We start from the raw sequence: 22,889 nt of genomic DNA on the forward strand, positions 1-22,889 counted from the left end.
AGACCCGGGTCGACGCTGCTGCCACTCCTTCCGGTGCGGGCGGCGCGGATGCGGTCCTCGGCTCTGGTGCGTCGGCGGTGGCGGAGTTCAAGGTCGGCGGGCTGCCGCCTTGGGTGTTGGTGGCGAAGCAGGTGATGCGATGGCCGTCAACGTCGGTGATCCACAACTGAGCGCCAGGGGGCGGTAGTTTCTTGCGCAGGATGACAGGCATGTCCTTGGGCCGGCCAGACAGGTCGAGCATGCCGGTAATCTCGCAGGCCCAGGCGCCGTCGCGGACTTGGCCGTCGGCGTCGTGGACCGCGCGGCGGCGGTGGCCGGTGCCTGGCGGGTGTGAGCGCTCGTCGATCGAGCATGAGGGCGCATGTGGCCGCCGCGCACCATCTGATTCACCGTCACCATGCTCTCCCCTCGTTCCGTCAACGGGAAGCAGGAGTCGCGTGGCGCAAGTCCCAGATGCAGCTGGCCCGAGGTTGGGTTCATCGCCACGGGGTCGCCGCACTTGGACGCGGACGGAACCGACGCGCGGAAACGCGCACATACGGCGATGAGTGCCGGCCCCGCCGGCCAGGCATCACGGCTTGATCGTCAACACCTGGTTCACCGGACGCCGCGGGGTCCTGGGCCCCTGTGGGCCGTACCCAAGGCGCAGGATCATGTGCACATAGCCGGTGCCGGACTGCGGGTCGCGAAGGAGCCATCGCAGGTCCGGCCATTCGACGGGCTGCGTCGCGAAGGAGCTGGCGAGACCCTCAAGGGTGGCCAGGAGCAGGACGCGCTGCAATGCCTGGCCGGCGCGTAGCCAGTCGGCCGCGGTATCGCCCACGGTGCTGAGCGACGCCAGTTGGGGTTGCTTCTCGAAGTCGGCGTAGGCGCGGTCGGGCACCGTGCCCCGGCCGGCGAAGTCCCTGACGGGAGTCGAGCCGGTGCGCTTCCGGGGTCCGAAGGCGTTCTCTGGGACGCCGTCGTCGACGGCTGGTTCGGCAGCGGTGTGGTGGGTCCATCGGCGCTGTTCGGCGTCGCGGCCGTCGTCCATCCGGTTGTAGCCCTCGGCATGCATGATCAGGTCCAGCACGGTCTCGCGGTGCGCGGTGGTGAGGAAGCTCAGCTGTGCCCCTTCTCGGGCCGCGGCCTCGGTGAGAGTGGCGCGGATGTTTTCCGGGATCTGGCGTTCCGTGAAGGGGGAGCGGCTGGTGTGACGGTTGCGCACAGCGGGATGGAGGCCGGGGAGGGACTCGTCCCTGTGCGCATGAGGGGCGTCCAGCCGCACGGCGGCCAGGAGCGCCGGGGCGTGCGGGTCGGGGAGGAGGGTCGTTGAGGTGCGGTGGCCTGCGTGGGATGCGGCCACTCGCAGGTTCAGCAGCGCGGCTCCGCAGCCCAGGTGCAGGCCTCGCGTCGTGGGGTCGGCGTGTGGCATCGCGCGCTCGAGGTCGGCGGAGAGGGTGAACGTACGGCTGCCGCGGGCGTAGCTGAAATGCCAGGGCTGGGCGTTGTGCATGGACGGCGCGGTGACAGCGTCGGCAACGAGGGTCTTCACCAGCGTGTCGTCGAGGGTCTGGGTGAACACCGGGGCCTCCCGGATGGGGCGGACGGTGGATATCGCGGGCGGTGGGTATCGGTGGGCTTCTTCAGCGTGGTGGGGCCGCTCTGGCCGCGTCAGGGGCCATAGGTCCCTCGCCACAGGCCACTCGGGCCTTTCCGGGCCGGCCGGTCGGCAGATGGGGCCGAGTGACTCATGTCGGGACCGCCGCCGTTCCGACCACGCTGGGGAAGCGGGGGCAATGAGCCGTCTCTCGTGGCGAAAGGAGCCGGAGATGGAGCACCGCACGATAGGTGAGCTCATGACGAGGAAGGTTGTGAGCGTCCAGCTCGATACGCCGTTCAAGGACATCGCGCAGATCCTCGCCGACAACGCGGTGAGCGCGGTGCCGGTGCTCGACAGCCTCGGCAGACCGGCCGGCGTCGTCTCGGAGGCCGACCTGCTGCGGAAGGCGGCTGACCGGTCCGACCTCTCGGGCAGGACACCCTTGCCGCACCTCGAGGCCTGGGAGCAGGCTCGGGCAGAGGGCCGCAGCGCCGGCGAGCTCATGTCCGCTCCGGCGGTGTGTGCCCATCCGGAATGGACCGTGGTGGAGGCGGCGCGTCTGATGGAGATACAGCAGGTCAAGCGTCTGCCTGTGGTCGATGAGACAGACATGCTGTTGGGCATTGTCAGTCGCAGCGATCTGCTGCGGGTCTTCCTGCGCAAGGACGAGGCGATTCGTGAGGAGATATCCAAGGAAGTCATCGGGCGCACTGCGCGTCTTGGTGCGTCGGGCGTGACCGCTGACGTCGTGCAGGGCCAGGTCGCACTGCACGGTTTGGTGGCGGACCCCCTTCTGATTCCCGTGCTCACGCGCATGTGCGCCAGTGTCGACGGTGTCGTCTCGGTCTCCGAGGACCTGAAACCGGCGGTGGCCGGCGGCTCGGCCGGCTGAGTCGGCGGGAGCGGAGCACATCCATGAAGGAGCTCGCACGGTCGGATTGGAGGGCACCCTCCAGTCCCTGTCTGCGGTGCTGGGGCAGCGCGGAGGCGGCGTCGGCGAACTCCCGTGCGGCGCATGGTGTGGTACGCCTCGTCCATAGCGCCGTCCGCTTGGACGGTGATGGCCGGCGCCGTCATCACGTCGCTGACCGGAGCGGTCGCACTCGCCGCCGCCGCGAGCCCGCGTGCCCTCAAGGCACCGTCAAGTCCCGTTCCCTGACGACCCGTTGGATCGTCCGGCCGGACACCACGACGACGCACCCGACGGTGCACTCCCGCAGCCGGACCTGCGTTCACGCCGGCTGCGGCACGACCGCCACGGGGCACTCCGCATGGTGCAGAGCGGTGTGCGCCACACGACCCAGTTGAAGCACCAGGTGACTGTCCCGGCGTTGCGCTCCGAGCACCAGGAGATCGGCGGCGGCGGAGCGTCGCGTCAGTACCTTGTGGGCCGGGCCCTCAGCCGTGACGCGCCGTACCCGCACCGTCGGATACTCGCCGGCCGTCTCCTCCAGCGCCTCGTCCAGCACGGCCGATGCCCACTCCTCGTGGTAGCGCTCCGGAGATCCGGCGACCATCGGGTGGTCGGCGGTGTCGTGCGCGGGGCAGCGCCAGGCGCGGACGGCGTCGAGGGTGGAGCGACGGGCTGCCGCTTCCCGGAAGGCGAACCGGACGGCTTCGGAGCCTTTGGCCGAGTCGCCGACACCAAGGAGGACACGCTCATGTGTCCCGGCGAGCCCCGCCCTGTCTCCGCGTACGACGATCACGGGGCACCGCGCCCGGGCTGCGACGGCCAGTCCGACCGATCCCAGCAACAGGCCGGCGAACGCGCCGCGGCCGCACGAGCCGACGATCACTGCGGACGCGTAGTCGGCTTCGCGCAGCAGCACGGTTTCCGGGTCGTCCCCCAGGATCTGCGTGGAGACGTCGATGTCGGCGTTGCGCTGGTTGGCGCGTTCGACCGCGGCCCCGACGATGTTGTCTGCGCGTACCTCCCTGGCAGGGCGCTTCAGGCTCATCCCGAGCGCCGCGTCCTCATAGCGCTCCCATCGGGAGGCGTGTACCAGACGCAGCGGCAGTGTGTGGAGGCCGGCCTCGTCGACCGCCCAGTCGAGCGCCAGGAAACCGGCATCCGATCCGTCCACACCGACGACCAGGGGGTACACCATCGTCCCCACCGCCTTTCCCGCACCAGCGAAGAAGTGCCCCTCCCCTCACCGTTGCATCGGCAGCCGTCGGGGAGCAGGGCCGGGTGGAGTCGGACGGGTGGGTCGCTCGGCTCTCCGGTAAGCGGCCGTCGCGGCACTCAGCGTCCCGAGCATGTACGGGGTGTGTCGCCCGGCTGCCTTCATGAGGGTGCCCGCATGGTGCTTGCCCCGGGCCCGCCTATATCGGCCAGACGCAGCCGAGTGGCCTGGAGGCGGCGTGCCACCACGTCGAGGACGCGCCGGGTCACTGCCAGTCCCAGGCTCGGGTCCGCCTCGCACAGCGCGCGTACCGCCGTCGCATCGAATTCGTATGCCCGGACCGGGGTGAAGGCCTCCGCACCCATGCGCCAGGCATACGGCGGCACCAGCCATGACCAGCCCACCAGGTCACCATGGCCCAGCATGTCGACAACCACTGACCGCCCGCCCGCTACCTGGACGTCGAGGTTCACCGAACCGGTGCGGATGATCCAGAACCGGTCGGCGAGCCCGTGTTCCTCAAAGAGTCGCGTCCCTGCCGGGAACGACACCTCATGGGCGAGCTGCATCAGGCGTTCGCGCCCGTCGACGGGAAGCGCAGTGAGCAGTGGCGTGGTGGTCATGACGGCTTCTCCCAGATCTCCGCCGGCGACGTGTGGCCGCCGGCTTTGCACATGCCGGTCAGCACCAGAGTGCGCACGCGGCCGGTGTTCGGTGCAGGGGCTGTTCTGCGCGGTGTGGTGGGCCGAAGGGCCCACCACAGGGGAGTTCATCGGCATTCATCGGCCAGCAGCCGCACTGCCGCCACCACACTCGCGTCGGCGGGGACGATGTCACCCTCGGCGAGGAGAATCAGATCGCCGGGTACGGCGTCCGATGCCGCCACCGAGCGGTCCCGCCGCCGCGCAGGACTCTGGCCGCGGGGGCGCTCATCGCGGAGAGTGCCGCCACCGCATGCTCCGCTTTGACCTCCTGGATGTATCCGGCCGTGGTGTTGACCGTGATGACCAGAAGAGTGACGGCCGCGTCGGCCAGGTCCCCGGTGGCAAGGGTCAGTGCGGCCGCGGTCAGGAGCACCAAGATCAGCGGATCACGGATCTGCCGCCGGACCCGACGCCACCACGGTGTCGGCGGGCGTGCTGCGATCACATTCGGACCGTGCACGGCAAGGCGTCGCGCCGCTTCGTGATCGGAGAGCCCCGAGGTGGCATCCGGTTCTGCTCTCTGCTGCTCGGCAGGCACGGTCGGCCTCCGGGGGTGCGCGGCGGGGCGGCGACCAGGTTGTGGCCCAGGGGTCCGTCAGCGGCCGGGCTCGCCAAAAATCAACCCCTGCTCTCAGTGGTCGCGTCCCCGCACGACGACAACCGGGCGGGGCGCGTGCTGGGTGCAGTGCCGGCCGACCGATCCCAGGAGGGCCCCGCTGAACCCACCGTGTCCCCGGCTGCCGACGACGAGCAGGCCGGCGTCACGGGCCGCGTCCAGCAGCACCGCGGACCATGAAGGCACATCGGAGATCTGCTCGTGGTCGAGAGTCCGACCACGGGTGCCACTCGGCGGGACGGGGAAATCATCGGACTGCACCACGAGGACGGCTCTCCGCCCTATGACGTGCGCTGGTCGGACACCCACCACATATCAGTCGTCTTTCCTGGGCCCGACGCGCACATCCGGCATCTTGAGCACCCCACCGGGACGGCGACGCCCGGCCCCGCCCGGACGAAGGCCGGCAGGAGGAGAGCCGGCACCGCCTGACTTCTGCTCCTCGCCGGAAGGCTGACTGGGACGTCCTGCAGGCCGTCGGGTTCGGCCGGTGTGCTGTACGTCGGGACGAACGAGCGGCCCGCGCGGGTCACTTCGACGACACGGATCTCGCCGTCGACGTCGCATTCCGACAACCGCCTCCGTGGAGATACGGCGGAAGCGGAGAGCGTACGAGGAGCGATTCCCCAGGGCGAGTTGCAAGGCGCCGATATCCCGGGGGCGTTCCACTGCGCGCGGCAGTTCGTGCGGCCGCAATATGCGCGTCGCCGCGCCACCTCCTGGGCAGTGTGGCCTCCTGGCGGGGTGACCAGCGCCATGCGGAGACCGAAGGGCCCGAACCGGGCCGGGACCTTGGCCTCGGTCACGGCGAGCACACCCGGGTGAGCGGCACGTCAGCGCACCACGTGTCCCCCGGTAGGGCCCGCTCGGCCCATGGGTTTGCTCCTGGGCTGCCACGATGCTGGGAACGAGGAAGTTTGCACGCGTCGCCCCCCCCGCGAGGAGGTACGTCATGGCTGGCTCTGTTGTCGTAGGACTGGACGGAACCGGGAACAGCGTGCCGGCAGTGCGCTGGGGTGCCGCAGAGGCAGAAGCCCGAGGGATCCCGCTTCACCTTCTGCATTCATGGGTTTCCCAGCCGCTGAACGTCCCCATTGCTCAGGAGGCCGCCGACAGGAAACGGTGTGGGTCCGAGGTGCTCGGGAAAGCCGAAGCGATGGCGCTTGAGCTGTATCCGGGAATCTCCGTGACCACCGAGCAGGTCTCGGAGCAGGCGGTGGACGCACTGGTGGCCCGAAGCGGGCAGGCCGGGCTCATGATTCTCGGATCGCGCGGGCATGGCTCAATCGCCGGTTTCCTGCTCGGCTCGGTCAGTCTGAACGTCCTGGGGCACGCGAAGTGCCCGGTGGTCACTGTGCGCGAGGAGGAGACCGCCGCCTACAAACGGCCCGAGATCGTGGTCGGCGTCCAGGATCCGGGCACACACGGTGAGGCGGTGCTGGGCTTCGCGTTCGCGGCCGCCGATGCCCACCATGTGCGCGTGCGCGCCGTACGGGCCTGGGAACCGCCTGCGACCGTGGGATTCGTGCCCACCGCCCCCACGTCGAACGGACAAGAGTCCGCAGTCGGAGAAGAGAAGGTACTTGCCGACGCCCTGGCGCCCTGGCGGGCGAAGTTCCCCGGTGTGGATGTCGTCGAGCAGGTGGAGCGGGGCAGAATTGCACCCGTGCTGCTGAGGGCCTGCTCGCAGGCAGGCCTGCTGGTCGTCGGGCGTCGTATGCATCGCGTGCCGATGCTTCTCGGGCCGGTCGTCTTCGCCGTTCTCCACCATGCCGGCTGCCCGGTCGCGGTGGTGCCGCGGAGCTGAGTTCCCCTCAAGTTGCTCGTCTACGCCGTCGAGGCCGCCGACACGAGCCCGGGCACCGGGCTGTCCCAGCGACTGATCCGGGTCGCCTGTATGTCCGGGCTTGCCGCTCCCCGGCCATGCCCTCAGTCGTGCGGGACCACGGCCACAGGGCAGGTCACGTGGTGGATCGCGGCGTGCGCAACAGGGCCGACGCGCGGCGCGAGGAACGGGCGGTGCCGCCTGCGGCCGACTGCCAGAAGTGCCGCCCCGGAGACTGTCTGCACCATGGCCCGGGTCGGGCTTTCCGGCAACACGGTCAGCTGTACCGGCACGTCAGGGAATCGTTCCCGCCACGGAAGTACGGCCTCCCGCAGCTCGCCTTCCGCCTCCTTGGTGACTTCTTCTGCGACTTCCGGCTCGATCCCCCAAGGCACGTAGGCGTGGACAGGGAGCCCACGCCCGTGCACGGCCTGCAGCGGAATTCCACGGCTCGCCGCGGCGTCGAAGGCGAAGGCAAGCAGGGGTTCGCAGGGCCCGTTCAGGCTCACGCCGACGACGACCCGCGGCTCCGGAACCTGTGGCGCAGACCGCGGTGGTTCCGCACGACTCTCCCCTCGGACGAGGACGACCGGCCCTTCTGCCCGGCCCACGACGTCCAGACTGACATCTCCGAGTGCATAGCTTTCCCACGGCGCGAGAGCTCGTGACCCGAGCACGACCATCCGTGACTCGTCCGCCGCGCGCAGCAGTGCCGACTCGGCCTCGGATCCCACCAGGTCTTCCATGATCTGCAGATGCGGATGGCGTTCACGTACCTCGAGGGCGGCCTGGTTCACGATCTGCCGTGCGCGGGCGTTCTGGTCGCGCTCGGGGGGTGTGTCCGGCGCCTCGGCAGCCAGCAGGATCCAGGCATGGAGAAGTCGCAGCACTGCATTCCGCCGGTCCGCCTCGTCGGCTGCCCATTGTGCAGCCGCCAGACTCTCCGTTGAGCCGTCGAGACCCACCGTGATCAATTCCGGCTCCATGACTTTCCTTCTTTCGGGGAACGGAGAAAGGCGGAGGGTGTTCCGCCGACGGTGGAATGCGGTGGAATTCAGAATTCTGCTTGCTTTTCGGACGCTCTGCACGCTCGACACGATGGGTGGACGTCACCCGATATCGAGCCTGCTGGACGCTCCCTCCTCCGATCAATGAGCCGGTGGGCGCGGCCACGGGGCCGAACGGCCCACTGTTCGCCCGTTCCCTCGCCTCACTTCGAAGTGCTCGTCGTCCCGCGGTAGCTACCGTGGAAGGTGTGGCCGCGCCCCGGGCGGCCACCGCGGAGGGTGTCGTGGCTGACGAGAGAGCTGGCCGAGACGACGTCACACGCTCGCAGCGGAGCGCGCTGCCGGATGACCTGCAGGAGGGCCTCCAGGCGGTGGAACAGGGCACTGGCAGACCGGCCCGTCTCCTGCTCGAAGCCGTGCTGGACGTGGGACGGGGGCTGGAGCTGTCGCAGGTGCTGCGCAGCATCGTCGAGGCCGCTGTCGTCCTGGTGGACGCCGAGTACGGGGCGCTCGGGGTGATCGGGGAGGACTTCCAACTCACCCAATTCCTGACCGCCGGGATCTCCGAGGAGGAGGCCGAGGCCATCGGTCACCTCCCGGCCGGGCACGGGATTCTGGGTGAGCTGATCCGCCATCCGGTACCGCTACGCCTGACCGAAATGAGTGAGCACCCTGCGTCATACGGATTGCCGCCGCATCACCCGCCGATGCACTCGTTCCTCGGTGTGCCGATCCGGATCAGCGACGAGGTCTTCGGCAATCTCTACCTCACTGAGAAACGGGGCGGCAGGGAATTCGATGCCGAGGACGAGACCGTACTGTCGACGCTGGCGGTGGCCGCCGGTGTGGCCATCGAGCATGCCCGTCTGTACGAAGAAGCTCGCTACCGGCAACAGTGGTTGGAGGCCAACGGTGAAATCGTCGCCGGTCTGCTGCCCGGTGCGGGCGAGACCGACGTCCTCACCATGATTGTCGGCCATGCTGTGCGTATTCTCTCCGCCGATCTCGGCGTGCTGGCGCTGCCCATCGACGGCGACAGCTTGAGTATGGCGCTCGCCGTGGGCGTGGATGCCGAGGCGCACCACGGCCTGGTCCTGCCCCGCCAGGGATCGTTCGTCGGGGCGGCTCTCGACATGCGGGGTCCCTTGATCAGCCTTGATGTCGAGCACGACCCCAGAATCACCGTCGGCCCGCCCCGCTGGGCAGGACTGGGGCCCGCGGTCGCCGTACCGATGATTACCGGCGAGCGGGTGCGCGGTGTGCTGTTGCTGGCCCGGCTCCACGGCCGCGCTCCGTTCACCGAGCCGGAGACCGCGCCGCTGCTGACGTTCGCAGGTCAAGGGGCCCTCGCCATGGAGATGGCCGACCAACGCCAAGACGCCGAACAGCTGGCTCTGCTCAAGGACCATGAGCGCATCGCGCGTGACCTGCACGATCTGGCCATTCAACGGCTCTTCGCCACCGGCATGACGCTGCAGAGCGCACTGCGTTTTGTCGATCATCCCCAGGCCAGTGAACGCCTGCTCCGGGCGGTGGACGATCTGGATGAGACGATCAAAATCATCCGGTCCACCATCTTCGGCCTCCGCGCCCACGGCTCCGGCCGGGCCGCGCAGGGCCTGCGGTCCCGCACGGTCACTGCGGTGGAACAGGCGGCCCGCACGCTGGGGTTCACACCGTCCCTGCGCATGGAGGGCCTCCTCGACACGGATGTGCCGGCGGAGATCGCCGACCATGTGCTGGCCGTGCTCGGCGAGGCGCTGTCCAATACCGCGCGGCATGCTCACGCCAGTGCGGCAGATGTGTCCTTGACCGTCCGCGACCGGGCGGTGACGGTGACGGTCGAGGACAACGGCGAGGGCGTCCCGCGAGACGGTCGGCGCAGCGGTTTGAACAACCTGGCCAAACGTGCGGAGAGCATGGGGGGCGAGATGGCTGTCGACGCGCCCTCGGCAGGTGGCACCCGCCTGGTGTGGCGTGTACCCCTGCCCGCGGAGTGACGCGCGCACGCGCCGCACGCCTCAGCCGTGGTGCCGGCCGGCCGCCCCGTCCGGCGCCGAGGTTGCCCGGCTGGCGAGGACGGCCGCCTGGATACGCCGCTCCACGCCGAGTTTGGCCAGCAGGCGAGAGATGTGGTTCTTGATCGTCTTCTCGGAGAGGTAGAGCCGCTTGCCGATCTGGCGGTTGGTCAGCCCTTCGCCGATCAGGCCGAGAATCTCCCGTTCCCGCGGGGAGAGGCTCGACAGCGCGTCCGCCTCCGTCTCCTCGCCGGAGTCCTCACCCCGCAGCGTGTGCATCAGCCGCGCCGTCGTCGCCGGATCCAGCATCGAGCGTCCGGAGGCGACCGTCCGTACCGCGGCGACAAGATCGGCCCCCTTGATCTCCTTGAGCACATAGCCGGCCGCACCCGCCATGATCGCATCGAGCAGCGCATCGTCGTCGTCGAACGAGGTGAGCATCAGACAGGCCAGGCCCGGCATGCGCGAGCGCAGCTCCCGGCACACGGAGACCCCGTCGCCGTCCGGCAGCCGCACATCCAGCACCGCGACATCCGGCCGCAGCGCCGGACCACGGGCGAGCGCATGATTCGCCGTACCGGCATCGCCCACCACCTCGATATCGGGCTCGGCATCGAGGAGGTCCTGCACACCGCGCCGGACCACCTCGTGATCGTCGAGCAGGAACACGCGGATCGGCCGCTGCGGTGAGAACGCGCCTGGGTCGGTCATGGTGCCCTCCGGGCTGAGATACGACGTCGGCCCCGCCTACCCCCATCGTGGATCGTGACGGACGCGGGCGCGAGGGCCGAACGACCCGCGCCTGCCGGACCAGCGCCGGTCGGCCTGTCTCCTGGTGGGCCCGTTCGGCCCCTCACCCGTGCTCATCGGCGGCGTGTGGGCCGCGGGCTATGCAGGCTGTCGGTACGGGGCTTCGTACCGGTGCGTCAGGTGATTGACCACGGCGGTGACGCCGTCTACCTGCCGCGTCATCCGTACCGCGATGGCAACCGCACCGCTGCTGTCGAGGTGTCCGCTGAGGGTCACGACACCGTCATGGACCGCGACGTCCACGCTCTGCGGACTCAGCCACAGGGCACGCACCACGATCTCGTCGATCACTTCGTCGCGGATGTCCACGTCGGGCCGGGCGAAGATCCGTAGCACGTCGCGCCGGGTGACCATGCCGACGAGGCGGGCCTCCTCATCCACCACAGGGAGCCGCTCGACGCCGCTGGTGCTCATGAGGCGGGCCGCACGCACCACAGAGTCGTCCGCCCGGACCGTAAGCGCCGGAGCGGACATCACCGCACCGGCGGTGGGTGTGCCGTCTGCGGCTGTCGCTCGCCGTGCGCGCTTGAGGTCCGTCGCGGAGACGACGCCGATCACCCTGTCCTCGGCATCCACCACGGGCAGGCCGTTGATGTCGTACTCCGCCAGCCACCGCGCCACCTCGTCGGCCGGTGTCCCGCTCAGCGCGCTGACGACCTCATCGGTCATCACGCTCCCGACCCATCGGCGTTTCATCTCGTTCCCGCTCTCAGCTCGTGTCCCCGCCTCATGGGAGACGGCGCAGGTAGGGGGCACGGCCGCGGCGCGGCAGCAGGCGTACCCGGGCATCGACGACGGTGATTCCGTCCGGTCCGGCGATGGCCGGATTGCACTCGGCCTCGGCCGGCTCGGTCCGGCCGTCACCTTCCCGCCACTGCAGAAGGCCGTTGCTGCTGACGTCCCGTTTGTCGCCGAGCGAGACGAAGCGGGACATGCCGATGCCCGGACGGGAGAGGCCGTCGAGGAACGCGATACCCACCCCGCCGGACTGCACGACCACCCCCGCCGTGCTGAGGTGGTTGTCGGCGAGTACGTCGGCGGTGAAGGCCGTGATCCCCTTCTCGCGGGCGGTGTGGACGAGGCGTTCCAGCAGCAGGGTGCCCACGCCTCGGTGGTGGAAGTCGTCGGCGACCGCCAGGGCGGTCTCGGCGGAGCAGGGGTCGTCGAGGGTCTCGTACTCGGCGACGCCCACCAGCCGGTCACCTTGCACGGCGACCAGGGTGCGGTGTCCGGGGGCAGGAGGGCCGCAGAGCCGGTCGGCGGCCTGCCCGCCGGATCGGCGGCCTGCCGCGAAGAATCTGCTGCGCAGGTTGTCGAGGGACATCTCGTCGTAGAGACGGAGCACCCGTCCGCGGTCTTCCGGGCACGCGGGGCGCGACCGGACCGTACTTCCGTCGGCGAGCAGCGCGCAGACCTCGCGCGTACGGGGTGCGGTGTGTGCCATCGCGGCGCCCTTCCTCAAGGACCGGACTCTCACGATGTGCTGTCGTGCCCTTGCCCCACCAGGGCCGTCCGGTGCTGCGGTCGGGGCCGACCGGCCCCGCCACGCAGGCCCCAGCGTGCCGCCGGCCCGGCTGCTGGGACATCGGCGCACTCATCCCTCCGATCCCCGGTGGTGGCGCTCAGAGTTCCGGCCCTGTCGCCTGCGGCCCGGCAGGGGTCGGGACAGTCCCGGTGACGTCGACGGTGACGTCCACGACACCCTCGACCGCCCGCACCAGGCGCGCCGCGACAGCCACGAGCGGCCGGTCGCGGATCGGGCCGCTGAGGGTGACCACCCCATCGGTGACGCCGACCGCCACCTCATCCGAGGATGCGGGGAAGAGCCGGCCGATCTCCGCGCGCACCTCCGCCGCCAGGTCCTCGTCGGAGCGCAGGAACACCTTCAGCAGGTCGGAGCGGCTGACGATGCCCTGCAGCATCCCCGCACTGTCGACCACGGGAAGCCGTTTCACGGACTTGAAGGCCATCGTCCGCGCCGCCTGGGCGAGGGTGTCGCCGGCGTGCGCTGTCAGGGCGGGCGCGCTCATCAGCTCCCCCGCGGTCAGGGCACCGGCCTTGCGGACATCGTCCAGCCGGTGCAGCTGCTCCATGCGGCTGGGATCCGACTCCCGGAACTCTTCCTTCGGCAGCAGATCGGCCTCGGACACCACTCCGATCACCCGGCCCTCCCCGGCGAGCACAGGCAAGGCGCTGACCTTCCACTGCTCCATGGTCTCGACGATCTCCTTGAAGCGGGCTTCCTGGCCGATCGCGACCACGGTCCGAGTCATCACATCGCTGACGGTGTAGGGAGTGTGATGCATGACGCCTCCTCGGCAGGACTGCTCTCGCACGGCCGTGGTGACATCTCCAGCCTGCGGTCACCGGTCCGCAACAGGCAGGGGCCGTCCGGCCCCACCCCGCGCCGATCGGCCGGTTCCTGGGCACGCCACGCGGTCGTCCCCCTCATCCGTGCGCCTGGCACGGGAATGGCGGCCCTCTTCGCATGTACCGCACGCAAGGCCGGAGGCAGCGTCTGTGACTCCAAACGGCCGCGGCCCCTGGGCGCTGCGGCCACGTCCGGATCCGGGCGGTGCGACGGATCAACCCTTGCGTGCCGGCAGCTCAGATATTGCGGCCCACCGACCGCTCAGGCCGTGCGGTCGCCGGGCCGGTCACATCGAACTCCACGTCCACCACGCCCTCGACCGCCCGCACCAGACGTGCGATCACGGGCACGAGGGAGGTGTCCCGGACCCGGCCTCTGAGGGTGACAACCCCGTCGGCGACCGTGACCTGCAGATCCCTGGCCGGTGCCGCGAACAGCGTGCCGACGACGTTCCGGCGGACTTCCTCCGCGAGGTCCTCGTCCGAGCGCAGGAAGACCTTCAGCAGATCGGCGCGGCTGACGATGCCCACCAGCGCCCCGTGCCCGTCCACCACCGGCAGTCGTTTGACGGACTCTCGTGCCATTACCCGCGCCGCCTGCGAGAGCGTGGCATCGGCGCGCACGGTGTGGGCAGGGCTGGTCATCAGCTCCCCCGCCGTGACCGCCTCCGCCCTGTGCACGTCGTCGACCCGCCGCAGCTGCTCCAGACGGTCGGGGTCCGACTCCCGGAATTCCTCCTTCGGCAGCAGATCCGCCTCGGAGACCACGCCGACCACCCGCCCCTCCCCCGCCAGGACCGGCAGCGCGCTGACCTTCCAGCGCTCCATGGTCTCCACGACCTCCTTGAACCGCGCCCCCCGGTCGACCGCAGCCACGGTCTCGGTCATCACATCCCTGACGATGTGCGGAGTGTTCAGCATGGTGCCTCCTCGGTGCACGGACCGGCGTCACGTGGCCGTTGTGACGCCTCCAGCGTGAGATGCGCCGGGCGCAACCGGACAGGGGCCGTCCGGCCCCTTCCCCCTGCCGGTCGGCCGGGTGACCGGCTCCGGTGCCCTGGAGGAGCCAGGCGAACATGCCCACTTCCGTAACCCGGCAGGACGGGCACTGACCCTGCGCGTCACCGGGAAGCGACCCGATCCGCCACGCGTACGGTGTCGTCCGCCCGCATGACGGAACCATCACTCCCTCCTCATCCTCCGCACTGGGCTCACTCAGAGGTGGCGCCCGCGCCTGTGCTGCGGAGGAGTCGGCCTACGCGGCGACCCTCCGGTGGGTTGTTGCCAGCGCCCACACATCACCGACCTGATCAGCGGTCAGCCCGCGTCGGCTTCTGCCCTCCACATGGAGCGGAGTTGCGCGTCGACGGCGCCCGCCTGGCGAAGACCCGCTTGGTAGGCCGGTTCCCAGGCTGCCAGGTCGCCCATGTCCGAGCCGAAAGCGCGCACCGAGGCCGGATCGGGGCCGATGGTCACCACGGTGCCTGCCCCCACGGCCGCCAGCTGCTGGTTGAGTGGCTCCCGGGGAAACAGGTGGGCCATCGGCTCGACCACGACCAGCGTGCGGGCTCCAACGGCGAGATCGGCGTTGGGGCCCGCACGCAGCGCACCGTCCATGTACCGCCGGCCGTCGATGGCAACGGGCGGCGCGGCCCCGGGGAAGGCGCTGCTCGCTGCCACCGCGTGCACCAACGGCACGCCGCTGTCGCGGTCCCACACCACGGGCTCACCGGTGGTTGCGTCCACGGCGGTGATCAGCAGTCGCCGCTCCGGCCACGCGTCCGCACCGATCAAGGCGGCGCGCCCCGCGATCAGCGCCTCCTCGGCCTGGAGGTCGGTGCTGTCGAGCGCGAGCCGGCCGACGCGACGCCTGGCCTCGCCGGGTCCCAGGCTGCGGTCGCCGAGTACGGCGAACACCTCGCCCGTCCGCCGGGGGTCCACCTCGAGCCGGTGAGCCGGCTGGCGGGCCGTCGTCGCGAGCCGCCCCGGGTCCTGGCCGGTGGCGAGTAGCGCTGCGACGATGGCGCCGGCCGACGTCCCGACGATCAGGTCGGCTTCGCCCAGGTCCACGCCATCGCGCCGCAATCCGTGGGCCAGCCCTGCCATCCAGGCGGTGCCGACGTGACTCCCAGGGCCCAGGACGAGTGCTCGGTCGAAGGTGTGCAAGGTGATCTCCCCTCGTTATTGAAACAGTCGTACCATATACTCGCTGATGCTGTTTCAACTCCGAGTCGCTGACAGGAGATCCACCGTGGGGCGACCCGCTGATCCCGCCCGTCGCGAGCGCACGCTGGCGCAGGCGACCGACTATGTGCTGGCGCACGGCTTGGCCGGGCTGAGCCTGCGGCCATTGGCCGCAGCCCTCGACACCAGCCCACGGATGCTGCTCTACGACTTCGGCAGCAAACAGGAGTTGGTCGCTGCGGTCCTCGCCGAGGCCCGTCGCCGAGGTGCGGTGCGCCTGGCCGAGCACCTTCCGCCAAAGACCGGCTCTGTGCAAGAGCGGCTGCAGAGCATCTGGGCGTGGATCAGCGCAGACGAACGTGCGCCGTTCGTCCGGCTGTTCTTCGAGGTGCATGCCGACGGACTGGTTCACCCCGAGACCTATCCCGACCGGGGCGAGGCGATCACGGACTGGTTCGACACGCTCGGCGCCACCTTCCGCGACGTCTCCACCGGTCCCGACGACACCGTCACGCCCACGTTGGTCATGGCCGTTGTCCGGGGTCTGCTGTTCGATCTCACAGCTACCGGCGACCGCCACCGCACCGATCGTGCGCTGGACCGCTTCGCAGAACTCCTGAACCGCTGACCGGTCCTGGCAAGGTTTTGCCAGGGTGGCACCACGCCGGGAAAGGACAGAAGCCGGCCCAATGCCAGGGCCGGGAACACCGCCGAGCCGGAGCGATGCCGCGATCGCATCGGACGGGCCGATGGTCGGTTTCGCCCCAGAGTTGGCGTCTGGTCACGGGCGGCGCTTCGGGCGTTCGTCCCATCGGTGGGTCGTCCATGCCCGACGGATCAGGCTCCGTACCGCGATGACGGTGTCGGTGAGGCCGAAGAAGGCATCGATGACGGAGTCGCGGCGCTCGTAGCAGCGCGCAAGGCGGTGGAAAGCGTTCTGGCTCGGGGATGACCTGCTGGCGCAGGTTGCGGGACTGGACAACGCCGGGGTGTGGCAGCGGTGGCACGAATTGCTGCCGGCTGAGTTGCGGGCGGCCGATCGCCTGGATTTGTCGCGGGCGTGATCGACAGCTCCCGTGCCCGGGCGCTCAAGGGCGGCCCAAATCCGGACGGACTCCGGTCGACCGGGAACGTCCGGGCTCCAGGTACCACGTGGTCTGCAATGCCACCGGCACCCCCGCGGTCGGCGCTGCTGTTCTGGCTGCCGCTTCACCAACTCGAGGCATGGTTGCCGACTGCTACGCTCGCGATCATGCGAACCAGTCATCCGCTCACGCTCGTTGAATGGACGACCCGTAACTCCATCCGTCTCGCTGCCCCCGGTCTCGATGCCCCGGACGACGAACTGGCCGTTCTGAGCCGCCTCGTTGGCGACGCGCGAGTGGTTGCTCTGGGTGAGAACTCCCACCAGGTACGTGAGTTCGGGCTGCTGCGCGAACGGATGCTGCGCTTCCTGGTAAGCGAGTGCGGATTCACGGTCTATGCCGTGGAGTTCGGGGCCGCATCCGGTCGGACCGTCGATGCTTGGGTGCAGGGTGGCGACGGCGACCTCGACGCGTTGTTCATGCCTCGCGCAGACGGCTATCCGGGCCAGTCCGCGGAAGGCCGCGATGCCTTGCGGTGGCTGCGTTCCCACAACGCCACGGCACCGCACCCGGTCCGCTTCGCCGGACTCGACGTCCCGGCGGCCGGCGGTTCGCTGGAGCCCGCGCTGGAGCCGGTCGCCGCCTATCTAGCCGAAGTCGATCCTGGCGCAGTGCGCTATGCCCGTACCGCTCTGGACCTGGCAGAGCCGCTTGCGGGAGGCTCGGGCCTCGTCTCGGCCCACACCCGTCTCACCCTCGGCCCCGGGCCTCAGGACCGGCTCTCGGCAACGCTGGGCCGGCTGCTCAACCGCGTCACGGCCATGCGCGAGATCTACGTCCAACGCAGCGGACGCCAAGCCTACGAACGCGCTCTTTCGGACGTCTGGGCAGCCTGGCGTACTGACCAGATGCAGCGCGCGATGTCCGAACTGCTCAGTGGCGCGCCGGATGCCGCCGATCTGGCCGCCCGCGACCGCTATCTTGCCGACAGTCTGCTGGAACTGCTCGATCGGTCCGGACCCGGCACCCGGATCGTGGTAGCCGCGCACAACGCTCACATTCAGCGCACCGCAAGCCCCGAGGGGAGTCCGCTTCCCTGTATCCCGATGGGGCACGCCGTCGCCCAGGAACTCGGAACCGATTATGTGTCCGTGGCTCTGACCAGCGGCGGCGGCCGGACTGTCCGGAACATGCCCGATCCGGCACACCCCGCTGGGATGTGCCAGTCCGCAGTCGACGCCCCGGAGGCTGCGCCCGACAGCGTAGAGGCACTGTTCTCGGGAGTGCCGGAGGCACCAGCACTGGTGGACGTCAGCGCACTGCGCGCGCACGCACGGCTCCACGGCCTGCCGGAACCCGCCTGCATCCGCATGGACGACGGCTTCCTGCCCGTCCCCGCTCTGGACGCCTACGACGCAGTGGTCAGCGTGCCGCGCACCACGCTCACAGCGGACGTCGGCGATTAGCCTCATCTTCCGCGCCTGATCGATGGGAATGCGGTTCCTTGGTGAGCCGGCGGTAGCAGACGAGGGTGCAGGCGTTGCTGGTGAAGGCGAGGAAGTGCTCGGCTTTGCGTGCGTAGGTTCGTAGCGTTGGTGAGGGCGACGGCAGCCGGCGAGCCAGGCATGGTGCGTTCGATGGTCCAGCGGTGTCGGCCCAGTCGTTGGGAGGTCTCGATGCCCCTGCGGGCGATGCGGTGGGTGATGCCGCGTTTGCGTGACCATCGCCGCAGGTGGTCGTAGCCGTAGCCCTTGCCGCGGTGAAGCTTGCCCGGCCTGCGTCACCGGGCCGAGATGGTTGATGATGCGGTCGGCCGCGGACTCCGAGATGCCGAACAGAGAGCGAGCTGGCGCAGCGTCAAGGTGTGGTGACGACTGTGCCAACGCGAGATCACCCCAACTGCCGCCCGGGGTACGGTCGGCACGTGATCTACCTGATAGGCGGCCCGCCCCGGGTGGGCAAGAGCACCTCGCGTGGATGCACGTGAATTGGTGAGGTCGGGGCCGTCATCTCTGAAGGGCCGCTCCGGCTGCCTCCGCCGCACGGAAGGGTGATGTTGAGAGCCGGCGGGCCAGTAGCCTTCGGCCATGAGTGATCAATTGGCGCCCACCGGGGGCGGCATCAGCCCGGCCAGGGGAACCGCTGGGTATGCCGAGACAGCGGACGCGCTGGCCGTCCAGTACGAGGAAGTCACCTTCGACGAAGTCCACCGCGACGTGCTGCGGCTGATTCCTGCCGAACCCGTCCGCATCCTGGATGTGGGCGCAGGGACCGGGCGCGATGCCGCCGCGTTGGCGGCCCGTGGACACAGCGTCGTCGCTGTCGAGCCGACTGCGGAGCTGCGGACGCATGGACGGCGAATCCATGCAGACAGCGGGATTGATTGGGTCGACGATGTCCTTCCGGACCTGACGTTGAGCCGTCACACGGGGCGGTTCGACGCGGTCTTCGCCACTGCGGTGTGGATGCATCTGGACGCCGAGGAACGCCGGCACGCGATGGCCAGGATCGCCGTGCTGCTGGTGCCTGGCGGCCGGTTCTTCGTCAATCTGCGCCACGGTCCTGTGCCCGATGGCCGCCACATGTTCGACGTGTCCGCCGCTGAGACAGTCGAGCTGGGTGGTGCATACGGCCTGCAGACGGTCCACCGCAGCGAGCGTCCCGATCTTCACGGCCGTGACAACGTCTGGTGGAGCTGTCTGGTGCTTCAGGCGAATGACGCCGACGACTCAGCCATCACCCAACTGAACGCGAACTCCTGAAATCGGTCTTCTGCCTGGACAGTCGTCGAAGGTCATGCCGGTATTGGTGAGGCAGCCGTCGATCAGGTGAGGGCGGTACCGGATCACCTTGAGCCTTTGCTTCACTGCTCGGGTGATCTGGCTGAGCTCGGCGGCGGCCTGGTTGCCGATGCCGCGATCGCCCTTCTCCGGGAACACGTCTCGGATGCCGCGCCGCCGGGCCGAACGACCAGTCCACAGTGCCTGTTAGGCGTACAACTCCCATCGCCACGTGCGATACCTGCGGCGTCGGCAGACCATGCACGCCTTTCCCGAGGGCGGGCGGAGACCGGGGGGGGCAACCGCCGGAGCCAAGGGAGCGCGGGCGGCCGGTCCGCAGGCTTCGACCGCACGATGTACAAGCGCCGCAACGAAGTTGAGCGCACGATCAGCTTCAGCCCGTCGAAGCAGTGGCCCGCGGCGTGGGCTATGGGAACACAGCGAGCGAGAGGCCCCAAGTGTCTGCGGCAGCCGCACGGGCCGCGCTGCTCGCCCGGATCACTTCAGGTTCTCCCACGTCCATGCGGGAGCGGCACCCCCTTCGGGCTCCCGTCCGTATCGAAAGCGTTCCCGGTGATCGCTCATCTCGATGAACTCGTGGAAGTGCCCTGCGGCGGGAAGCAGCGCGATCAGTGCGGCGGCTTCATCGACCGCCCCGGCCTCCCGCAGCCAAGCCAGTGTTTTGGTCACCACTGTCGGGTTGCGGAGGCCGGCGTGGGTGGCGAGGCGCGCAATCAGGGTGGAGGTATGGTCCACCGCTCCGGCTTCCCGCAGCTCATTCAGCGCCCCGGCCCTCCCCGGATGGTCGAGGGCGGCGTAAGTGGCGAAGTCACGGACCAGCAGAGCGGCGAGATCCTCGTCGGCGCCGGCCGCACGCAGGGTGTCCAGCAACAGGGCCACCGGGCCTTGCTTGTCGGCAACGTGGGCGGCGGCCCGCGCTGCCAGAGCGGCGGCCTGCTCCACGTCCCCGGCCGCACGCAGACTGCCCACCAACTTGGCCACGTCGCCCGGGTCGTCGAGTACGACGTGAGCGGCGAGATCACGGGCCAGCAGAGCGGCGACATGCTCGTCCGCCCCGGCCCCACGCAGGGTGTAAAGCAGCGAGGCCACCTTGCCGGGGTGGTCGAGGTCGACCTGGGCGGCGAGGTCACGGGCCAGGAGAGTGGCGACATGGTCGTCGGCCCCGGCCGCACGCAAGCTGCCCAGCAACAAGTCCACGGCGCGCGGGTCGTCGAGGGCGACGTGGGCGGCGGCCCGCGCGGTCAGGGCCTCGGCCTGCTCCACGGCCCCGACCGCCCGCAGGATATGCAGCAACAAGGCGACCCAGCCCGCGTCGTCGAGGGGAACTTGGGCGGCGGCCCGCGAAGCCAGGGCGGCGGCCTGCTCGTCGGCCCCCGCCGCCCGCAGACTGCCCACCAACAAGCCCACCGCGCGCAGGTCGTGCAGGGCCACGTGGGCGGCGGGGTCACGGGCCAGGAGGGCGGAGGCATGCTCGTCTGCCCGGACTGCCTGGAGACTGTCCAGCACCACTGCCACCTCGTCCGGATCGTCGACGGCCACGTGAGCGGCGGCCCGCCCCGCGAGAACCGCGACCTGGTCCACTGCTCCGGCAGCCTGCAGGCTCAGCAGCAGCCTCTCCACCGCGCGCAGGTCGTGGAGAGCGACGTGAGGGGCGGCTCGTGCGGCCAGGGCGGCGGCCTGTTCCACGGCCTCGCTGAGCCTGAGGAAGCCCAGCAACAATCGAACCGAGCCCGGGTCGCCGACGGCGACATGAGCGGCGGGATCACGGGCCAGCAGGGTGGCGACATGCTCGCCGGCCCCCGTTTCCCGCAGCCCGTACAGCAACTCGGCCAGCGCGGCGGGATCATCGAGAGGGACGTGAGCGGCGGCTCGTGCGGCCAGGGCGGCGGCCTGCGCCACTGCCCCGGTTTCCTGCAGCCCGCTCAGCAGATAGGCCAGCGCGCGCGGGTCGTCGAGGGAAACGTGGGCGACGGCCCATTGGGCGGGGCGGTGGTCGGTGGGGAACAGGCCGTGGAGGTGGCGGACGACGGCGTTGGCGGCGCTGGGATTGCCCCGGGTGGTCGCGAGTTTGTGGAGCTGGGCCGCATCCCAGTACAGACCGCGGTCCCATGCGGCATTGCCGAGTGCGGTCAGGTCAGCCGTGTCGGCGTGCCTGGCGGCGGCGGTCCAGAAGTCGATGGGAGGGATCTTGTCGACGCGGTGGCGGCGACCGTACTGGTGGAGGTAATCGGCCAGCTCGTACTGCGGCTCCTGCGCGTGCCCGCCGGACTGCCCGTCGGGCTGCCCGCCGGCCGGGTCGCTCACGGCAGCCGGGTAGCGGGAGCGCTGATTGCGGAGGGGGCTGGTGTTGATGGCGGTGAGGATGCCGGGAATGCCGTCGCACTCCTGGGTGACGTGGTCGAGGGCCCGGGACAGCCAGTCCTTGGGGAGTCGTTTCCCCTCGGTACTGGTGAGGTAGCCGGGGGCGGCATCGGCCAGCCACGCCAGCGGAAGGTGCGGGCCGGCGCCGAGGCGACGGGCGTCCATGGCGGCGTACATCAGGGCTCGGGTGGCCCCCCGGGCCGCGTTGTAGCGGTCCATCAGCACGGGCACCCCGGCCAGATACTGCGTGACGTGACGGTCCTGTGAGCGCTCGGCCGCCTCGGCGAGCCGCGGATCTTCACCGGCTACGGCCATCAGGGCGGCAAGGTCGGTGTCCGTGAACTCGTCCGGCACGTCGATCCGGCGCTCGCGCAGCAGCTCCCGGGCGTGGGCGTGCCGGTCCACGTCGGTTCGCGTGGTCAGCGACTCCCAGTGCTCCGGCCACAAAGTCGCCAGCACCAGTACCGGCCCACGCGCCGGGTCACGCAGCAGGTCCCGCAGCCCCGCAGCGACCTGCTCCCCCACCAGGTCCGGCGCCAGGTAGTGCTGAGCCTCGTTCAGCCACACCACGGTCTTGGGAGCGATGTCGGGCAGCCCGACCAGCACCGCATCAGGGCGGGTGGGTGCGAGGGGATGCCACAGCCGCCAGCTGTCCGGCAGTTTCCTGACCGCTTCCCACAACGCGCGGGTCTTGCCCGTCGAAGAACCGCCGACCAGGACGGTGATACTGCTCCGCCCGGCCGCCGCGGCAGCAACCACCGCGTCCAGCCGCGCGTCGAACTCTCGGGGCACGTATGGCGGCAGGGCCCCCAGCCGATCACGAGCCTCGACAGCATCGAGGGCCGGATCGAGGGCCGGGTGGACCTCCAGGTCGGACAACGCGAGCCAGTCGTCGAACTCGCCGAGCGGCCGCCCCACACCCTTGGCCATCTTGGCAACAACCCATAGGTCACACACCCGCGCGACCAGACCCTGCGCATCCCAGCGGGCGTGACGAGCCAACACCACCGCGACGGAACGCACATCGGCCTGGCTGCCCGGCACCGGCCCGCTGATACAGCGACGCACACTGTCCCCGCTCGGCGCCCCTGGCAGGCTCAGGTCCTCGGCGATGTCCGCGGCGATCGCATCCGCGCTCGGCGTGTCCGCCGCCAGGTACACCTCGTACAGCAGATCCTTCAACTCCCGCAGAGCGCGGGGCCATACCACTCGCGCCCGCTCCATGGCCCGCGGCCTCTTGGCCGGGCCGCCCCCCTTGCCGCGACTCATCGCACCATCATGCCCCCGCCCTGCGTCCCGTATGGGCTGAACAGCCCTGATTACGGTGCCCACTTGCTACTCGCCGCAACTGGGAGTCGATCTTCGCGCGGACTCCAACCTGGACAGCAAGCCGGCCGGCT

The 22,889-nt window shown here is 70.0% G+C and carries 20 protein-coding genes and 6 pseudogenes; 8 read left to right on the plus strand and 18 right to left on the minus strand.

Features of this window, described 5'->3' with window-relative positions; genetic code table 11:
- Nucleotides 1–35: 35 nt before the first annotated feature.
- Nucleotides 36–295 (minus strand): annotated as a pseudogene (locus ADL29_RS43590) (IS1380 family transposase); the annotation flags it as partial.
- 276 nt (nt 296–571) lie between these two features.
- On the minus strand, nt 572–1,564 hold the full coding sequence (locus ADL29_RS22230; RefSeq protein WP_053925370.1) for an Acg family FMN-binding oxidoreductase: 993 nt from the start codon (nt 1,562–1,564) through the stop codon (nt 572–574).
- A gap of 247 nt (nt 1,565–1,811) precedes the next feature.
- Between ADL29_RS22230 and ADL29_RS22235 the strand changes: the two genes are divergently transcribed.
- Nucleotides 1,812–2,474, plus strand: coding sequence for a CBS domain-containing protein (locus ADL29_RS22235; protein ID WP_053925371.1), 663 nt, complete (start codon nt 1,812–1,814; stop codon nt 2,472–2,474).
- Nucleotides 2,475–2,814: 340 nt separating this feature from the next.
- Here the strand turns inward: ADL29_RS22235 and ADL29_RS22240 are convergent, their stop codons facing one another.
- From ADL29_RS22240 to ADL29_RS46650, 5 genes are all read right to left on the minus strand, one after another.
- Nucleotides 2,815–3,690: a universal stress protein gene (locus tag ADL29_RS22240; RefSeq protein WP_211274366.1), complete on the minus strand. Its 876-nt coding sequence runs from the start codon at nt 3,688–3,690 to the stop codon at nt 2,815–2,817.
- Nucleotides 3,691–3,869: 179 nt separating this feature from the next.
- Complete coding sequence (locus tag ADL29_RS22245) at nt 3,870–4,331, minus strand: Crp/Fnr family transcriptional regulator (protein ID WP_053925373.1); 462 nt, start codon at nt 4,329–4,331, stop codon at nt 3,870–3,872.
- Nucleotides 4,332–4,477: 146 nt separating this feature from the next.
- On the minus strand, nt 4,478–4,594 hold the full coding sequence (locus tag ADL29_RS46830; RefSeq protein ID WP_470621711.1) for a P-type ATPase actuator domain-containing protein: 117 nt from the start codon (nt 4,592–4,594) through the stop codon (nt 4,478–4,480).
- Entirely contained in the window at nt 4,561–4,950 is a 390-nt protein-coding gene (locus ADL29_RS41335; RefSeq protein WP_342671176.1) for a cation-transporting P-type ATPase, read from the minus strand. The genes ADL29_RS46830 and ADL29_RS41335 overlap by 34 nt, the downstream gene beginning before the upstream one ends.
- Nucleotides 4,951–5,043: 93 nt before the next feature.
- Nucleotides 5,044–5,292, minus strand: a complete 249-nt coding sequence (locus ADL29_RS46650) for a universal stress protein (RefSeq protein ID WP_053925375.1) — start codon at nt 5,290–5,292, stop codon at nt 5,044–5,046.
- Here ADL29_RS46650 and ADL29_RS45420 point away from each other — a divergent pair.
- Both ADL29_RS45420 and ADL29_RS22260 read left to right on the plus strand, forming a co-directional pair.
- Nucleotides 5,215–5,451, plus strand: a pseudogene (locus tag ADL29_RS45420) (DUF1918 domain-containing protein); the annotation flags it as partial. The gene ADL29_RS46650 and the pseudogene ADL29_RS45420 overlap by 78 nt on opposite strands.
- A gap of 529 nt (nt 5,452–5,980) precedes the next feature.
- Nucleotides 5,981–6,835 carry a universal stress protein gene (locus ADL29_RS22260; RefSeq protein ID WP_053925376.1) on the plus strand — a complete coding sequence of 285 codons (855 nt, stop codon included), beginning with the start codon at nt 5,981–5,983 and terminating at the stop codon, nt 6,833–6,835.
- A gap of 122 nt (nt 6,836–6,957) precedes the next feature.
- Here ADL29_RS22260 and ADL29_RS22265 read toward each other — a convergent pair whose 3' ends face one another.
- Nucleotides 6,958–7,839 (minus strand): universal stress protein, encoded by an 882-nt coding sequence (locus ADL29_RS22265; RefSeq protein ID WP_053925377.1) that lies wholly within the window; start codon nt 7,837–7,839, stop codon nt 6,958–6,960.
- Nucleotides 7,840–8,144: 305 nt separating this feature from the next.
- On the opposite strand from ADL29_RS22265, the gene ADL29_RS22270 reads away from it, so the two are divergent.
- Nucleotides 8,145–9,860 carry a sensor histidine kinase gene (locus ADL29_RS22270; RefSeq protein WP_053925423.1) on the plus strand — a complete coding sequence of 572 codons (1,716 nt, stop codon included), beginning with the start codon at nt 8,145–8,147 and terminating at the stop codon, nt 9,858–9,860.
- Between the two features lie 21 nt (nt 9,861–9,881).
- Here the strand turns inward: ADL29_RS22270 and ADL29_RS22275 are convergent, their stop codons facing one another.
- From ADL29_RS22275 to ADL29_RS22300, 6 genes are all read right to left on the minus strand, one after another.
- Entirely contained in the window at nt 9,882–10,589 is a 708-nt protein-coding gene (locus ADL29_RS22275; protein ID WP_053925378.1) for a response regulator, read from the minus strand.
- 177 nt (nt 10,590–10,766) lie between these two features.
- Nucleotides 10,767–11,357, minus strand: a complete 591-nt coding sequence (locus ADL29_RS22280; RefSeq protein ID WP_342671177.1) for a CBS domain-containing protein — start codon at nt 11,355–11,357, stop codon at nt 10,767–10,769.
- A gap of 58 nt (nt 11,358–11,415) precedes the next feature.
- A complete protein-coding gene (locus ADL29_RS22285; RefSeq protein ID WP_053925380.1) occupies nt 11,416–12,132 on the minus strand; it encodes a GNAT family N-acetyltransferase in 717 nt (238 codons plus the stop codon).
- Nucleotides 12,133–12,310: 178 nt separating this feature from the next.
- On the minus strand, nt 12,311–12,994 hold the full coding sequence (locus ADL29_RS22290; protein WP_053925381.1) for a CBS domain-containing protein: 684 nt from the start codon (nt 12,992–12,994) through the stop codon (nt 12,311–12,313).
- 301 nt (nt 12,995–13,295) lie between these two features.
- A complete protein-coding gene (locus ADL29_RS22295; RefSeq protein ID WP_053925382.1) occupies nt 13,296–13,979 on the minus strand; it encodes a CBS domain-containing protein in 684 nt (227 codons plus the stop codon).
- A gap of 396 nt (nt 13,980–14,375) precedes the next feature.
- Nucleotides 14,376–15,224, minus strand: a complete 849-nt coding sequence (locus ADL29_RS22300; RefSeq protein ID WP_211274367.1) for a patatin-like phospholipase family protein — start codon at nt 15,222–15,224, stop codon at nt 14,376–14,378.
- Between the two features lie 85 nt (nt 15,225–15,309).
- Here ADL29_RS22300 and ADL29_RS22305 point away from each other — a divergent pair, with 85 nt between their 5' ends.
- Nucleotides 15,310–15,870 carry a TetR family transcriptional regulator gene (locus tag ADL29_RS22305; protein ID WP_053925384.1) on the plus strand — a complete coding sequence of 187 codons (561 nt, stop codon included), beginning with the start codon at nt 15,310–15,312 and terminating at the stop codon, nt 15,868–15,870.
- 153 nt (nt 15,871–16,023) lie between these two features.
- Here ADL29_RS22305 and ADL29_RS41345 read toward each other — a convergent pair.
- Nucleotides 16,024–16,197, minus strand: a pseudogene (locus ADL29_RS41345) (IS5/IS1182 family transposase); the annotation flags it as partial.
- Here ADL29_RS41345 and ADL29_RS45425 point away from each other — a divergent pair.
- Together ADL29_RS45425 and ADL29_RS22310 are read left to right on the plus strand one after the other, a co-directional pair.
- Nucleotides 16,182–16,421 (plus strand): annotated as a pseudogene (locus tag ADL29_RS45425) (IS5/IS1182 family transposase); the annotation flags it as partial. The pseudogenes ADL29_RS41345 and ADL29_RS45425 sit on opposite strands and share 16 nt — an antisense overlap.
- 73 nt (nt 16,422–16,494) lie before the next feature.
- Entirely contained in the window at nt 16,495–17,793 is a 1,299-nt protein-coding gene (locus ADL29_RS22310; protein ID WP_063788511.1) for an erythromycin esterase family protein, read from the plus strand.
- Here the strand turns inward: ADL29_RS22310 and ADL29_RS45430 are convergent.
- Nucleotides 17,771–18,107, minus strand: a pseudogene (locus ADL29_RS45430) (hypothetical protein); the annotation flags it as partial. The gene ADL29_RS22310 and the pseudogene ADL29_RS45430 overlap by 23 nt on opposite strands.
- A 307-nt stretch (nt 18,108–18,414) precedes the next feature.
- On the opposite strand from ADL29_RS45430, the gene ADL29_RS22315 reads away from it, so the two are divergent.
- Nucleotides 18,415–19,089: a class I SAM-dependent methyltransferase gene (locus ADL29_RS22315; RefSeq protein ID WP_053925386.1), complete on the plus strand. Its 675-nt coding sequence runs from the start codon at nt 18,415–18,417 to the stop codon at nt 19,087–19,089.
- On the opposite strand, the pseudogene ADL29_RS41355 reads toward ADL29_RS22315, so the two are convergent.
- Both ADL29_RS41355 and ADL29_RS22320 read right to left on the minus strand, forming a co-directional pair.
- Nucleotides 19,057–19,245 (minus strand): annotated as a pseudogene (locus ADL29_RS41355) (hypothetical protein); the annotation flags it as partial. The gene ADL29_RS22315 and the pseudogene ADL29_RS41355 sit on opposite strands and share 33 nt — an antisense overlap.
- A gap of 360 nt (nt 19,246–19,605) precedes the next feature.
- Nucleotides 19,606–22,758, minus strand: coding sequence for a hypothetical protein (locus ADL29_RS22320; RefSeq protein WP_157878548.1), 3,153 nt, complete (start codon nt 22,756–22,758; stop codon nt 19,606–19,608).
- Between the last annotated feature and the right edge of the window lie 131 nt (nt 22,759–22,889).

It is taken from the genome of Streptomyces chattanoogensis (genome assembly GCF_001294335.1).
GTDB lineage: Bacteria > Actinomycetota > Actinomycetes > Streptomycetales > Streptomycetaceae > Streptomyces > Streptomyces chattanoogensis.

Excerpts from the sequence above, each read along its gene's own strand:
- ADL29_RS22295 (WP_053925382.1), bottom strand. The coding sequence starts at position 13,979 with ATGCTGAACACTCCGCACATCGTCAGGGATGTGATGACCGAGACCGTG.
- ADL29_RS22285 (WP_053925380.1), bottom strand. The coding sequence starts at position 12,132 with ATGGCACACACCGCACCCCGTACGCGCGAGGTCTGCGCGCTGCTCGCC.
- ADL29_RS22315 (WP_053925386.1), top strand. The coding sequence starts at position 18,415 with ATGAGTGATCAATTGGCGCCCACCGGGGGCGGCATCAGCCCGGCCAGG.
- ADL29_RS22310 (WP_063788511.1), top strand. The coding sequence starts at position 16,495 with ATGCGAACCAGTCATCCGCTCACGCTCGTTGAATGGACGACCCGTAAC.
- ADL29_RS22320 (WP_157878548.1), bottom strand. The coding sequence starts at position 22,758 with ATGAGTCGCGGCAAGGGGGGCGGCCCGGCCAAGAGGCCGCGGGCCATG.
- ADL29_RS22290 (WP_053925381.1), bottom strand. The coding sequence starts at position 12,994 with ATGCATCACACTCCCTACACCGTCAGCGATGTGATGACTCGGACCGTG.
- ADL29_RS22240 (WP_211274366.1), bottom strand. The coding sequence starts at position 3,690 with ATGGTGTACCCCCTGGTCGTCGGTGTGGACGGATCGGATGCCGGTTTC.
- ADL29_RS22260 (WP_053925376.1), top strand. The coding sequence starts at position 5,981 with ATGGCTGGCTCTGTTGTCGTAGGACTGGACGGAACCGGGAACAGCGTG.
- ADL29_RS22235 (WP_053925371.1), top strand. The coding sequence starts at position 1,812 with ATGGAGCACCGCACGATAGGTGAGCTCATGACGAGGAAGGTTGTGAGC.
- ADL29_RS22280 (WP_342671177.1), bottom strand. The coding sequence starts at position 11,357 with ATGACCGATGAGGTCGTCAGCGCGCTGAGCGGGACACCGGCCGACGAG.
- ADL29_RS22265 (WP_053925377.1), bottom strand. The coding sequence starts at position 7,839 with ATGGAGCCGGAATTGATCACGGTGGGTCTCGACGGCTCAACGGAGAGT.
- ADL29_RS22245 (WP_053925373.1), bottom strand. The coding sequence starts at position 4,331 with ATGACCACCACGCCACTGCTCACTGCGCTTCCCGTCGACGGGCGCGAA.
- ADL29_RS22275 (WP_053925378.1), bottom strand. The coding sequence starts at position 10,589 with ATGACCGACCCAGGCGCGTTCTCACCGCAGCGGCCGATCCGCGTGTTC.